General features: G+C 33.6%; 14 protein-coding genes. 1 reads left to right on the top strand and 13 read right to left on the bottom strand.

The window, feature by feature from the left end:
* The 10 genes from ACHAJD_RS08755 to ACHAJD_RS08710 all read right to left on the bottom strand — a co-directional run.
* A partial coding sequence (locus ACHAJD_RS08755; RefSeq protein WP_435585488.1) for a DegV family protein occupies window positions 1-298 on the bottom strand: 298 nt, incomplete at its 3' end.
* A gap of 116 nt (window positions 299-414) precedes the next feature.
* Window positions 415-1,800: an NADPH-dependent glutamate synthase gene (gene gltA / locus ACHAJD_RS08750; protein ID WP_435585487.1), complete on the bottom strand. Its 1,386-nt coding sequence runs from the start codon at window positions 1,798-1,800 to the stop codon at window positions 415-417.
* Complete coding sequence (locus tag ACHAJD_RS08745; protein ID WP_435585486.1) at window positions 1,797-2,612, bottom strand: sulfide/dihydroorotate dehydrogenase-like FAD/NAD-binding protein; 816 nt, start codon at window positions 2,610-2,612, stop codon at window positions 1,797-1,799. The genes gltA and ACHAJD_RS08745 overlap by 4 nt, the downstream gene beginning before the upstream one ends.
* A 105-nt stretch (window positions 2,613-2,717) precedes the next feature.
* Complete coding sequence (locus ACHAJD_RS08740; RefSeq protein WP_435585485.1) at window positions 2,718-2,987, bottom strand: hypothetical protein; 270 nt, start codon at window positions 2,985-2,987, stop codon at window positions 2,718-2,720.
* A 10-nt stretch (window positions 2,988-2,997) separates the two neighbouring features.
* Window positions 2,998-3,234 (bottom strand): Smr/MutS family protein, encoded by a 237-nt coding sequence (locus ACHAJD_RS08735; RefSeq protein ID WP_435585484.1) that lies wholly within the window; start codon window positions 3,232-3,234, stop codon window positions 2,998-3,000.
* On the bottom strand, window positions 3,218-4,327 hold the full coding sequence (locus tag ACHAJD_RS08730; RefSeq protein ID WP_435585483.1) for a 4Fe-4S dicluster domain-containing protein: 1,110 nt from the start codon (window positions 4,325-4,327) through the stop codon (window positions 3,218-3,220). Before ACHAJD_RS08730 ends, ACHAJD_RS08735 begins: the two co-directional genes overlap by 17 nt.
* A gap of 12 nt (window positions 4,328-4,339) precedes the next feature.
* Window positions 4,340-5,257, bottom strand: a complete 918-nt coding sequence (locus ACHAJD_RS08725) for an NAD(P)-dependent oxidoreductase (RefSeq protein WP_435585482.1) — start codon at window positions 5,255-5,257, stop codon at window positions 4,340-4,342.
* Window positions 5,258-5,259: 2 nt separating this feature from the next.
* A complete protein-coding gene (locus ACHAJD_RS08720) occupies window positions 5,260-5,943 on the bottom strand; it encodes a class I SAM-dependent methyltransferase (protein ID WP_435585481.1) in 684 nt (227 codons plus the stop codon).
* Window positions 5,912-6,412, bottom strand: a complete 501-nt coding sequence (locus ACHAJD_RS08715; RefSeq protein WP_435585480.1) for an LURP-one-related/scramblase family protein — start codon at window positions 6,410-6,412, stop codon at window positions 5,912-5,914. Before ACHAJD_RS08715 ends, ACHAJD_RS08720 begins: the two co-directional genes overlap by 32 nt.
* Before the next feature lie 63 nt (window positions 6,413-6,475).
* Entirely contained in the window at window positions 6,476-7,663 is a 1,188-nt protein-coding gene (locus ACHAJD_RS08710) for an AAA family ATPase (RefSeq protein ID WP_435585479.1), read from the bottom strand.
* 42 nt (window positions 7,664-7,705) lie between these two features.
* Between ACHAJD_RS08710 and ACHAJD_RS08705 the strand changes: the two genes are divergently transcribed.
* A complete protein-coding gene (locus tag ACHAJD_RS08705) occupies window positions 7,706-9,064 on the top strand; it encodes a deoxyribodipyrimidine photo-lyase (protein WP_435585478.1) in 1,359 nt (452 codons plus the stop codon).
* Between the two features lie 25 nt (window positions 9,065-9,089).
* On the opposite strand, the gene ACHAJD_RS08700 is transcribed toward ACHAJD_RS08705, so the two are convergent.
* The 3 genes from ACHAJD_RS08700 to ACHAJD_RS08690 all read right to left on the bottom strand — a co-directional run.
* Window positions 9,090-11,549, bottom strand: a complete 2,460-nt coding sequence (locus ACHAJD_RS08700) for an ABC transporter ATP-binding protein/permease (protein WP_435585477.1) — start codon at window positions 11,547-11,549, stop codon at window positions 9,090-9,092.
* An 8-nt stretch (window positions 11,550-11,557) separates the two neighbouring features.
* A complete protein-coding gene (locus ACHAJD_RS08695; RefSeq protein ID WP_435585476.1) occupies window positions 11,558-13,747 on the bottom strand; it encodes an ABC transporter ATP-binding protein/permease in 2,190 nt (729 codons plus the stop codon).
* A 109-nt stretch (window positions 13,748-13,856) separates the two neighbouring features.
* On the bottom strand, window positions 13,857-14,502 hold a 646-nt coding region (locus tag ACHAJD_RS08690), incomplete at its 5' end, for a hypothetical protein (protein WP_435585475.1).

Raw genomic sequence — 14,502 nt, 5'->3', positions numbered from 1 at the left:
CCTCATAAGTCCCACTTAATTTTGCAGATAATGTTATAACTAAAATTTCATCAAAACCATCTTTTTTAAGTTCTTCGTAAGTTTCTAAAATAACCCCTGTTGCAGTTTGTGCTGTTGATGGATGAAGTTCAGGTTTGTCAACTAACATTTTGTAAAACTCTTCTGCTTTAATATCAACAAAGTCAGTATACTCTTCCTCACCAAATAGTAACATAGAGCGAATTACGCGAATGTCGTAATCATGTTTAAAATAGTCAATACCAGAGTTTCCGCAAACAACTAATCCAATTTTACTCATATTTTCCTCCATTATTTTTATTTTGATTATCAAAATATCTTATTATCAAAGTTTATCAATAAAATCACAGATTGTCAATATAAAAAGGGCTTAAAGTTGCCTTTAAGCCCTTTTTTTTAATTGTGTTTAGTTAAAAGGTACTCATGCATGTGGTGTGCAGCATCTTTTCCTGCACCCATTGCTAAAATAACTGTTGCAGCACCTGTAACAACATCGCCACCAGCAAACACACCAGGAATACTTGTCATTTGATATTGATTGGTTAAAATACCACCCCAAGGTTGCGTATCTAGTCCGATGGTATTTTCTTTTAAAATCGGATTCGGTTTTTGCCCAATAGAGATGATGATGTTGTCAATGTGATAGGTTATATATTCGCCTGTTGGTAATGGGCGTCTTCTTCCAGAGGTATCTGGTTCACCGAGTTTCATGATTTCACATCGAACTTGTTTTACAACTCTATCTTCACCAATGATTTCTACTGGGTTAGTGAGTAATCTAAAGTCTATACCTTCTTCTTCAGCATGATGGATTTCTTCTAATCTTGCAGGTAAGCTATCTTTATCTCTTCTATATAAAATAAACACATTTTTTGCCCCAAGTCTTTTTGCAGTACGTGCAGCATCCATTGCCACATTTCCACCACCAACAACGGCGATATTGTCGCCTAATTTCATTGGTGTTTTAGTGAGGTTGTTAACACGTGACTTCATTAAATTAACGCGTGTTAAAAACTCATTTGCATAATAAACACCGTTTAAATTCTCACCTGGTACACCCAGTGCACTCGGTAAGCCTGCACCACTTCCAATGAAAATCGCTTCATAACCTGATTGAAATAATTGATCAATGGTAATGCTTTTTCCAATGACGGCATTTTTAACAAATTTGACCCCTAAATCTTTTAGGTTATTAATTTCATTGGTTACAATATCTTTTGGTAAACGGAAATCAGGAATACCATACTTTAACACCCCACCAAAATCATGTAAGGCTTCATAAATGGTCACTTCATACCCTTTTTTTCGTAGACTAGCAGCATTCGCAAGCCCTGCTGGTCCTGAACCTACAACTGCTATTTTTCTTCCATTACTTTCTTCAACAGGTTTTTTAGCAAGGCTGTGTTCCATGCCATAATCACCTACAAAGCGTTCTAAAGCACCAATTGAGACACTTTCACCTTTAATGGCCAATATACACGCACCCTCACATTGACTCTCCTGTGGACAAACACGGCCACATATAGAAGGTAAGATGTTATCTTCATAAATGGTTTCAAAAGCTTGATCTAAAGCATCTTCTAATAAATATTTTATAAACTCAGGAATTTTAACTTTTACTGGACATGCCGCTACACAACGAGGATTTTTACAATCGATACAACGCATGGCTTCTTGGCGAGCTTCTTCAAGCGAGTATCCTAGTGCAACTTCTAAAAAATTTTCTTGACGCAAACAAGCATCTTGTTCACGCATTTTTAATCTAGGCTGTTGATGTTTCATTTCTTTAATCCTATATTACAAAGGTGTTCTTCATCTTTATAGTAGTTTTGTCTCGCCATAAGTTCATCAAAATCTACTTCTTCGCCTGGAAAATCAGGCCCATCAATACATGCAAAGAACGTTTTTCCCCCTATACTGACACGGCAATTTCCGCACATACCTGTTCCATCAATCATGATTGGATTTAATGATACATCAATGCTTTTTTCATATTGTTTAGCCATTAATGCAACATATTTCATCATAATTACTGGACCAATAGCGATGACGTGATCAATTGAAGGCGCTTCTTTTAAACGGGCTTCAAGTGCATGGGTTACTAATCCTTTTGTCCCTTCACTTCCATCATCAGTTGTGATGGTAATCAAGTCACAAAATGATGCATATTCTTCTTTTAAAATTAAATAATCTTTTGAACGGGCACCTAAAATCAGTTCAACTTTAATTCCTGCTTCTTTATACGCTTTTAGTTGCGGTAAAAGTGGTGCACTTCCAACCCCACCCGCAACACCAATAACGTGTTTTACATCACGAATATGAGCCGCCTTACCTAAAGGACCCACAAAGTCTTCAATGGTATCTTTAGCTTCTTTTAAACCAAGTTGTGCCGTTGAATACCCTAGTTTTTGATAAATGATAATAACATTATCTCCATCAATATCGGCAATCGTTAGTGGAATGCGTTCACCATCTTTATCAACTCTTAAAATAATAAAATGACCTGGTTTTGCATTACGCGCCACTAAAGGGGCTTTGATAGACATTAAATCAATGTCTTTATTCAGTACTTTTTTCTCTACAATTTCGTACATAGTTCACCTCTTTTTTCAAAATAAAAACGCTTACTTTTTTACGCTCATGTTTATTATAACAAAAAAAATCCGTATTTGTACGGATTTTTTTGATTGTGTTAAAAGTTAAACGATTGGCTTTTTACAATAGGGGCAGACTGAATCTGAATGATATATAGCCGCCTCACAATGAGGGCACTTTTTCATTTCGTGTTGGCGACGTGTTTTTTCCATATTAAATAAATAATAGGCATAGATAAGTTGCATGAAAACTAAGCTAACCCCTACAAAAATAACGGCGCCAATAATTAGTGTTGCACCCCATTGTTCTACATAAATCCCAAGAATCACAAAACCCGTCATGATCGCAAAACTCACTGCGACAACAAGTTTCATTAAAACACTTCTAGACATAAAGTTCTAAAATGGTTTCGCCTTGATTCATTGTAAGTTTTCTTTTTTTGATTCGGCGACTTCTTAATTTATTGGGATTACGTACCATATCTTTTAATATAGATCCTTGGGTATACCCGTGAATCACAATAATTTCAGTACAGTTTTTCGGGGCGTTTGCAATAAACTTTTCGAGTGTTTTGATTGCATCAAATTCAACCATGCCATGGATATCAATTGTCAATGTCATGATTTTTTCCTCCTTCAATGTTTACAATATCTAAAGGGTCTTTGGTATATCTTCTACGTGTATGTTTTTTTAGGTGATCTTTTAGTACCTGATCGATTTTTTCTGAATCATTTTTCATCCATAAAACCGTTTTTAAGTCGATGCCTTGTGTGAAAGGACAACTTTGAATACACGTGCCACAATCGGTGCCTGTATTTTTCCATAAATTGAAACAACTTTGATCATCAAATTTATAAAATTTTCTACCGTTAACCATTCTAGGAAATGGTGTAATTGATTTAGATGGACAGTTCATCACGCATAAGGCACATCGTTTACAAAAATCTTCTAATCCAAATTCTATCGGTGTATCAGCTTCTAGTTGTAAGGTGGTTAAAACAGCACCAATTCTAAATCGGTCACCGAGTTCAGGATGAACTAAGTGATTCGTCATACCTATTTCACCAAGTCCTGCATCAAATGCTAACGGGACAAGTGGGGTTAAATAAAACGCTTCACTTTGAAAAGTTGTTTTGTATCCTAATCCTTTAAGATAGAGTGCTAAACGACTTCCTGTAAAAGCGATATTTAAGTACACATTTTCGGTTTCAATCATCTCTTCATAGTTTGGGGCACGGTTTATAAATTCTAAATCCATTGGAATAATGTAAACAATGGCATGGGTATACGTTGGTTTAATTTTTTCTCCATAGTTATCAATACCAATACTTGTGCTTAATCCGCCACTATGACTATAATAATGGTCCTCATTAAGTTTTACAATGCCAACATCATAAGCTCCGTAATGCTTAGTGATTTCTTTAATATTTTTATGAAAATCTTTAGGTGGGATTACGCGGTTTGAAAGTGGGGTCTCATCAACAACGGTGTGTAAATGTTTAAGTAGGGCTTTATTACTCGATGTCAACGGGAAAAAGAGCGCTTTATATGCTTCGCTTTCTCTTAGTTTTGTGCGGATATTAAATCCTCTTAAACTATCATCTTTTTCTTTAATTTCTGGATGGTTTTTGTAATAGGTATCATAAGCTTCTGTGTTTTTTTCTAACTTCACACGAGAAAAGATAATATTACGTTCGTCGTATCGAGTTTTCATGAGATCAGCCTCCTAATTAAGCGTGTCAATATTTAATGCTCGGCTGAAGTTTTCTTCAAGTAGCATTTCTATGGTTTTTAATACGTCTTTCATCATGGTTTTTCTACTTGTGGTTGAAAACCCTCCACAATGTGGACTCATAACCACATTATCAAAGCTGTGAATTGGGTAATTAGATGGTAGCGTATTTTCTTCTTTACTTGGATACACCCACCATACATCACTCGCAAACCCTTTCAAATTTCCATGGTTTAAGCTATCAAATAAAGCGTCTTCATGAATAATTTTACCGCGTCCAACATTGATTAAATATTTGTCTTGCATACGGTTTAAAATATCTCTATTAAATGCGCCTTCAGTGTACTTATTAAGTGGGGCTGCAATAAAAATAACATCACTTGACTCAACCAAAGCCTCAAGGCTATCGACTAATAAAACGTCTTTTGGATAGTCTTTTTTACGGTCAATCACAACGATATTCGTATTAAATGGTTTTAACATATCATGGATCCACTGGCCAATGCGTCCGTAGCCATAAATACCGATATTTAAATCAAAGACACTCACCCAAGGGACGCGTTCTTTTGTGTTTCGTTTATTCCAAGAACCTTTTTTAAGTTCGTTATGATAATGAATCATATTACCTAGTAAAGTAAACATTAAAGTCACGGCTTTTTCAGCCACAAATTTAGAATGGACTGTGGTGTTAAATAACTTAACATCATGATTTTTAAGTGTGTTTAAATCAATTCTATCATGACCGGTATAAGGGATGATAACCCCTTTTAATTGTGGATTATAATCGTCTTCTTTAAAAGAGCCTGATATGATATATTCTGCATCATGCTTATTTTGAACTAGTGTAATTTTGTCTTTAAGTGCTTGATGTAAAAAGTGTTGATAATCTGTATCATTAACATAAATTTTCATGATCAATCCTCTTTTCTAAATACAATAATATTGACATGATTAGTATAGATTTTTCTTAAGTTAAATTTTGATGCAATAATTTCAAATGCTTCTTCAGTATAAAAGCTTACATGCGTGATATCTCGCCTATACCACCAGGTTTTAAATGTTTCATCATCCATGGTTTTAAAACTTGTCATAACCACTAATAACCCATTTGGTTTTAAACAATCCACCACTTCTTTTATCGATTCAAGTGGGTTATAAAAATGTTCAAATACTTCGGTTGATGTGATTAAGTCATAATGGTTATTTAATACGGTTTTATCGGGGTGGTAAAAAGGATCATATAGGGAAACTTCAAACCCTAAATCCTTTAATAAATAACTAAGAACAGGTCCAGGACCTGCTCCAAAATCTAATGCGGATCCTTTTTGAATAAATGGTGTGACCGCTTCGTTAATGAATGCTTTTAAATAGTTTACATAGCCTAAATTATCTAAAGAATTTTCATGGAAATCATACTGACGTTTTTCTTCTATCGCATTAGCGAAAAAGGCTGTTGTTTTTTTAGTAAAACCACAATTAGGACACACTGCATAAGTAACACTTTGTTTAGAAATTTTTAGTTGATGATCAATGAGGATGGTACATGGGGTGTTACAAATATCACAATTAGGCTGCTGATTTATATTTTTTTCGCTCATGATTCATTTGATCAATCGCTACAACTAAAAATAGATGTAGTAATGTTTTTCTTTCTGTGGTTACATTAATCTCAAATGCTTCACCAAATGGAAACTCACCTTTTTTAATTTCAACTAATTTTTCTTTTTCATCATGAAGAGAAAAAGAATGTGAATGAATGTCCCCTTCAAAATGGATAATATAATCTTTCATGGTAACCATATAAAGTGGCTTGTTTCTAGCAAAAGTGCGTGATATACGTGCAACCTCTTCATTTAGTTCATTTTTAACAATATACGTTCTATAAAAATTTAACGTACAAATTCTTTTTACCGTATATAACATTTCTCCGTTCATATCCTTAATGGTTAATCTGCGTAGTCCTAAGAAAAACTTTCCTTTTATCTTGAAAAGCTCCCCTTGTGATTCATCACGAATCTTAAAACTACGATATTGTGCAAAATGATTGGGTTTAATATAAAATTTCATTGGGTTCCCTCCTACGGTGATATAATGATATTATACTAGATTTTTAGGTGTTTTTAAACCAAACTAGTGTTTTCGTTCATAATCGGTAATCATTTCATCGATTTCTTTAACAAATGCATGATTTAATTCAAGCCGTGTGATTGCCCAAGAAGATAATACTTTTTTAACCACATCATCTTTTTGTTTGATTTGATTAAACAATTCATGTTTATCACTTGGCATTTCTTTAAAATTGGTATTAAAACGCTGATTGACGTAGTCTTTATCGGCATAAAGTTCGATAATACTTTTGGATAATTGATACCCACCTGAAAAAATGTCTCCATCGGTTATGGTAATGGTTTTGAAGCCTGCTTTATGAAGTTGTGCTCTAACAAACTGTATGTTCCCAAATCCACCGCAAGGTAAGATTCGGTAATCATTTGCTTTACCTAGTAAGCGTAAGGCTTTTTCAAACCAAGGGACATCGTATTTACCTTCTACTAGCATAAAGGTTTTTTGAAATTTCTTTCCGACTGTTTTGGTATAAGTATCTACTTCTTTTTTAACGGTTGTTTTAAATAACGGGGTTATGGTGTGTGGGTATTTATCGACAAGTTGTTTCTGTTTCGTAGTAATAATACTTTGTGAACAGCCTTCAATTAAGGAAAGCCATGCGTCACTATCTAGGTTGCGTTCTACTGAATCTATCCCTATAATTAAATGCGTTTTATCTGCATCACTCAGTAAGGCTGTTTGATAATGTTTAATCTGTTGGTGGCTGAGTGGTTCTTTTAATCTTAAGTTAAAGTATTGGATTTCTTTTTGAAATACTGGGTGTATTTTATTATAAAAGAGTGGGTAGTTTTTAATAAAGTCATCGATTTCTTTTGTTTTTGGGATAGCTAAGGTTAAGTTATAAAAATCATTCATCGTTGCTTCAAATGCTTTTGCTTGTTGGGGTAAGTAAATATATTTTAATGCTTTAATCTGTGTAAAATCTCCAATAGACAAATCAGCGTTAAATGTATAGTGTGGTGGTGAAAATGTTTTTCTATATCGTTCATCGTCAATTAAACACTCAATAACAACATCCAGTGATTTATTACGAATCTGATCTTTATCTAAACGGTGATTAAAAAACGCATCTAGTACTTCTAACACGGTAGTTTTACCACTATTATGTGTCCCAATAAGTAAGGTGTGTTCCCCTAAAACAATGCTTGTTTTTTTGAAGGCTTTAAAATTTTTAATAAATAGATGTGCAATCATCGTACCACCTCTTAATAATATTATACATGAAAGGGTGATTTTATGCATTATGACCGTCTTATGGTTTCTGCAGATTTTAAAATTAACAAGGAAAAAGATTACGTTTTATATTGGATGCAACAATCGCAAAGAATAGACTATAATTATGCGTTAAGTGAAGCCATAAAAATTGCGAACACTATCCATAAACCCTTAAAAGTAGTATTTGTATTAACGCCTTCTTTTAAAGAGGCGAATCTTCGTCATTATACTTTTATGTTAGAAGGCCTTTATGCATTAGTCCCAAAGATGAACGCTTTAAACATTGATTTTGTCATGGAGATGGGTGCGTTTGAGGATGTGTTAACGCCTTTGATGAAAGAAGCATGCGCATTTATTTTAGATAAAAGTTATTTAGCACCCCTTAGAACATTAAAAAGTGAAGTGATGCGTGTTGCTAAAGCACTAAAGTTATATACTGTTATGGTGGATGCAGATTTGATTGTTCCTGTTGAAAAGACTAGTCAAAAATGTGAATACGGTGCAAGAACCATTAGAGGAAAATTACTTAAAGTTGTCGATGATTATTTGGATGAATGCCCTATCGAACGTGTTCTTCATGCGGGTGAATTTTCTTCATCGTTATTTGAACAACCCATTGAAGCTACATTAACTTTGCTTAAATGTGATGACACTATTAAGAAAAGTCCCTATTTTAAAGGCGGCTACGGTGAAGCGCTTAATCGACTAAACCATTTTATAGAAAACGCACTAAACCATTATCCTGAAAGTAATGACCCTAGTAAAAACTATACGAGTACTTTAAGTCCCTACTTACATTTTGGCCAAATTAGCACGGTTGAGGTTTACTTAAGCGTCCATGCTAAGCTTGATCAGTTTCCAGTTGCGGTTGAAAACTATTTAGAACAACTCTTAGTCCGTAGAGAACTTGCTTATAATTATGTTTATTATTGTGATGGTTATGACCAATTTGAAACCATGACAGATGCGTGGGCTTATGAAACGATGAAAATTCATATAGAAGATAAACGCGAATACCTTTATACAAAAGATGATTATATTCAGTTTAAAACCCATGATGTTTATTTTAATGCGGCCATGAAAGAAATGGTTAAAACCGGTTTTATGCATAACTATATGCGCATGTATTGGGGCAAAAAGATTATTGAGTGGAGTCCTGATTATAAAACCGCCTATGAAACGATATTATCTTTAAATAATGCTTATTTTATAGATGGAAGAGACCCTAATAGCTATGCCGGGGTTGCTTGGTGTTTTGGTAAGCATGATAGAGCGTGGCAAACCAATGCTGTATTTGGCAAACTGCGTTATATGAATAGTAACGGATTAAAACGTAAATTTGATATAGCGTCATATGTTTTAGAAATGGATAAATTATAAAAAAGCACGCATTGCGTGCTTTTTTCTATAAATCGTATTGGGTGTTAATTTGGGCTGGCGTTTTTCTCATTAAAGTTGTAACTGGTAAAATACCTGAGACTATATTAACAAAATAGATAAACGCGATGCCTGCTAAAATGCTTAAAGGACTTACATGACCGATCCTAAATAAATCGCCTGCGGCTTTTTGGGTGCTATAAATGATATAAGTCATCCCTATAAAGCCTATTAATGAACTAAATGTCGTGATAATCGCACTTTCTAAAATAAATCGTTTGATGATATCAATACGTTTGGTTCCAAGGGAACGATACACCCCAATTTCATAGATACGAGAAATCATAGAAGAACGAATGACAAAGTAAAAACTGAGTGCCGTTGCAATTAAGGAAACCCCTGAAAAAATTAAGGTTCCCATTGAGCGATATAATGCTACTGCTAAATATTCACTGCGTGCTTCTGCATATAAATGCACGCCTTCAATATCTAAAGAATTTAAATAAGCTAAGGTTTCACTTACATTGCTTGAATAAATGATGCGTGCTCGGCTATTTGAGGTTGATTGATGGTAGAAGTCTTGTTTTAAAGTGCTTAGATTCATCATCAAACGATCTGTATCAAGTAATGTTTCATCGATTGTAACTTGATAAACCCCTACAACTGAATAATCACGGTTATTCATCTCAAATGTATGTGGGGTAAATGTATTGGGATCAAATCCTTCATAAACCGGCATTAATACTTCATAATCGGTTTCAATTGTTCTACCTGCAACGATAGAAATTTCGCTTTCATGAAAGAGTTCTAATGGATGAAAACTAGTAAACGCAATTTGATTCATTAGCGCCTCAGAGGCATAAACAACTGGGGTGTCGGTTCTTGAAATCCCGACAATGTCAAATTCGATTCGATCGTTAAAGCCTGTAGTGATAAACAATGATAAGTATAAAAGTTCTTCATAATCATTTAAATCAATGGCTGAAAAATCATAGTTTTGAAAAATAACTTTTCTTACCCAAGCCTCATCAACAACAACTTCTCTTGGGTTTTCAGGTAAACGCCCAAATCTAATATCTCTTTGACTTAAAAAAGTGTTTGGCGCAAACGTTACAGGTACAGAAGATGAAAAGAATTGTGCCCAGTTTGAATAAACAAATGGCGTCGTGATATTCACATTTTGAGTGGATTGATTGCTATTTTGGTATAGGTTAATTCCTTCAATAGAGCTGTGGGTATTAAGGGTTAATAAGGTTTCATAGTTGGTGTTTGAATCGGTGATTTCAATGCTATTTCTAGGATGCATTAAAAACTCTTCATCTCGAACTGTAATGATATTAAATACACTAGATACCGCATAAGCAACTACCATTGCCCCTATCGCAAACCCAACATATAAAAGTTTTGAGCCACGAGAAGCTTCTGCTAGTTTAGAGAGGGTTTGCATAAAGATTTGTTTAGGGTTGAACAAAAATGTTTTTTTAGATTTAGGCACATCTTTTATGATTTCTTTATAATTAAATGCTTTGATGGTTTCATCAGAGGCACTAATTAAATCTTTTCTGGTGTCATCGATGACATTAACTTCGCTTTTTTCATCAAGCACGACAACTTTTTTAATGTCGAATCCGTTTAAATCAATATATAAGGTTTTATTTCTAACAATTAATCTTGCGTTAAATGCTTGTTCTTGTTTGGTGTCTTGGTAAAAATCAATATTAACTTCGTCATCACTTAACGTTTTGTGTTCGGTTAAATCTTTTAAATAAATATCGGTTTCTTGAGCATAATCAAGAGTTCCGTTAGAAGTGTTTTTGTGATCGTTAATAATTTTACCGTCTTCAAGTTCTATAATACGGTCTGCAAAAAAGTTCGCGAGTTTTCTTTCATGTGTGACCATAATGACAAGTTGTTCTTTAGAGATTTGTTTGATGATACGCATGATTTCTAGTGTATTTTTAGAGTCAAGATTTCCAGTAGGTTCATCAGCTAAAATGAGTTTAGGATTTTTAGCAAGGGCTCTAGCAATCGCCACACGTTGTTGTTGGCCACCTGAGAGTTGAGACGCTTTACGGTTTTTATAGTTCCCCATGTTTACTGCATTTAGTAAAAACATAATGCGTTTGTCAATTTCTTCTTGGTCACTAATTCCGATCATATTTAAGGTAAGTGCAATATTATCATAAACACTATGTTGAGGGAGTAAGTAGTAATTTTGAAAGATCATTCCAATATGTTCGTTTCTTAAATCATCCCATACTTTTGATGAGTATTTACTAATAATTTGTTCTTCAAAAGCAATGCTTCCTTTATGGAAATTATCCATCCCACCTATTACATTTAATAACGTTGTTTTCCCTGAGCCTGATGGACCAAGTAAAACAATGAGTCCTTTATCTTCAAAGGTAAGTGACACATCATTTAATACATGAAGTTCATTTTTCTTATTGCGATTATAAAACTTGTTTAAACTATTAATTTTTATCATGACTTCACCTACTCTACTCTTAGCGCTGTTATGACGCTGTCTTTAAATATTCTTTGGTTAAATCTTAAGCCAATGGCAATCGCTAAACCAATGAGTAAGAAAATCGCAAATAGATAATTACCGATACTATAGAATCTTAAATAGTTTGGAATAATTGTTTGCATATAAGCATTTACTGCTAAGGCTGAATATACCGTTATAAAAGCAACCACAAACAAGAATATGAGTTCAAATATGGTAATTTGATTTAAATCTTTTTGCGTTGCACCGATTGATCGATAAATAACATAATCTTTTTTTCTTGCACGCATGATGTTTCTTAAGGATAGATAGGTTAAAAAGTACATAACTGTTAATAAAAACGCCACTGAGATTAAAGACATAATTCTGGTAAATATCGCAAAGTTAAACATACCTGGACTTTCGTATTCTGCTGGATAGACTGTGTGATAGGTTTGTTTATCTAGTTGGTTTAATACGCGGTTTGCATCGAAATTATCTTGGACTATCAAAGTGATTTGTCTAGATTCAAGTGAAAATAAAGCTTCAAATGTCTCTCGGTTAAGTGTGATGCCACTTTCCCAGCCACGTTGTTCACCTGTTTCACCATAAGTACCAACTATACGAATCTCAGATGACCCTTCATAAAGGATATGAGTAAAGTTTAGAGTGAATACTTCGTTTTCTAAATCTTCTACACTAAAATTAGGAAACATTTGACCAAATCCGAAATCTCTTAATTGTTCAAATAATACATTATTTATAAGTACGTCATTATTTTCTAAAGAATCATCAATAACAACGAAAATATTACTATTTTGTAAAAACAGATCGTTATTATAATAAAGTGAAAAATCTAGTTGGTTTTTCGTTGCTTGAAATTGATAGTAAGCATCATCGAAAAAATCAACGTGTAAATATATGTTGTATGAGTAGCGTTCTCTACTAATTCCAACCACCGTAAAAGCTTCGCCAACATTAGTCACTGATTCATCATACATCCATATTTCTTGACTTGTACTTAACATGAAGATGTCACCGATATCTCCACGGTCTTTAGGAATAACTATTTCATTATAATTTTGAGGTAAGCGGCCACTAGATAGATCGCTTTGTGAAATACTTGTACTAGGTAAAATATTATAATACCCTCTTCCTACTACACCCATTTGTAGGTCTAGTAAAGGATCAAATGGCAATACTGAGCGTACGTTACTAATTGATGCTAAAGTTTCTAATTCAGTTTCAGTAAATGGTTCACCATCGCGTCTTACAACAATGATACGAGATTTATCATTATTTTGAAAATAAGGATGCCAATAAGAGATGTCCATTGCATTAGAACTTTCTACATAAGACCCATAGACAAATGAAAACACTAAAACTATGAATAAACTAATACTTAACGTTAAAATAAATCGTTTTGGCATGGAGAATAAATTTCTAATAGACATGGCAATTTTTTCACCTAAAGCCATGCCTTCATGTAATGCAGGGGCTTCTATGGTTTTAACCTCAGCTTGTACCAATGTTTTATCTTCAACAATTTCTCCATCAAATAAACGCACTCTACGTGTGGCAAATGCTTTAACTTCTTCATAATTATGTGTAACCATAACTACTAATTTTTCTGCACTAATTTCTTTAAGTAATTGAATAATATTTTGTCCTGCATCTTTATCTAAGTTTCCAGTTGGTTCATCTGCAACAATAATTGGGGCATCTTTAGCAAGGGCTCTAGCAATACTAACGCGTTGTTTTTGCCCACCACTTAAGGTACTTGATTTTTGATTTTTTTGTTCACTTAAACCAACTCGGTCAATAAGTTCTAGCGCTCTTGCTTTTCTTTGTTCTTTTGGATAACCCTGAATGGTAAGCGCTGTGACAACGTTTTGATAGACCGTATATGAATCTATAATATTATAATTTTGAAAAATAAATCCTATATATTGACTTCTATAACGTTCCCAGTCTTCTTTAGCGTAATAACTGGTCTCTTCATTGTTAACAAATAATTCGCCTTCTTCATAAGAATCTAGTCCACTTAATACATTTAAAAGGGTACTTTTCCCTGAACCGCTCTCACCAGTAATAACGACAAACTCACCAATGTTCATGTTTAAAGACACACGTCTTAATGCTTGTGTGACTGATTCTGGACTACGGTAGTATTTTGATACACTTACAAGTTTTAACATATAGTCACCTCAATTGAGTTAATGTGTATTAATTATATCATATCAAGGGGGGAAGATAATATATTAATGCCAAATTAAGGTAAATAAAAAATGCGTGGATTAAACGCATTTAAATTGCTTTTGTATAAACGGGCTTGTTATTTAATGTATCTTTTGTAAACCCCATTTTAAGTAAATATTTTTCATGATGAAGATCGTTTGTTATTGTCATAAATTTTTTGTATCCTAAATCTTTAAACTGTTTAACTTCTTCTTTAAAAATATGGGCACTTGTTTTGAAATCTTGATACATCGGGGTTGCAAAATCAAGTGTAATTTCTAAAGTGTTTTTATCAAAAGGTTCTACGACAAAAATCCCAGCTGGCATCATATTTCTTAAAATAAAAAATCCAAATGCGTTTTGCTTGAGTGATTCTAACTTAAATTCACTTGCGTTTGATATGTTTTTTTTATAATAAGATAAAAACTCTTTAACATATAAATCGTCACCTTTAATCGGTAAAAGATCAAAAAACTCCCTAGTTTTTAACATTTGATGTAAGTAATAAATATTTATCAGAACAATCCCACCATTCATTAACATAACAGGTAGTGCCCCGATAAAATAACCATATACTGCAAATAATAGCGCTCCAAATAAATTTATAACTCTTAAGCGCTTAATTGAGCGCATAACTAACGAAATCAAAATAATAAACGAAGCTAGATAACCAATCCATTCAAGTATATTTTCTAAAAACCATTCCATGTATATT

This window comes from Liberiplasma polymorphum (genome assembly GCF_043951795.1).
Classification (GTDB): Bacteria; Bacillota_I; Bacilli_A; order Izemoplasmatales; family Izemoplasmataceae; genus Liberiplasma; species Liberiplasma polymorphum.
The sequence above is the reverse complement of the archived record's forward strand: the minus strand, read 5'-3'. Positions and strand labels throughout refer to the sequence as shown.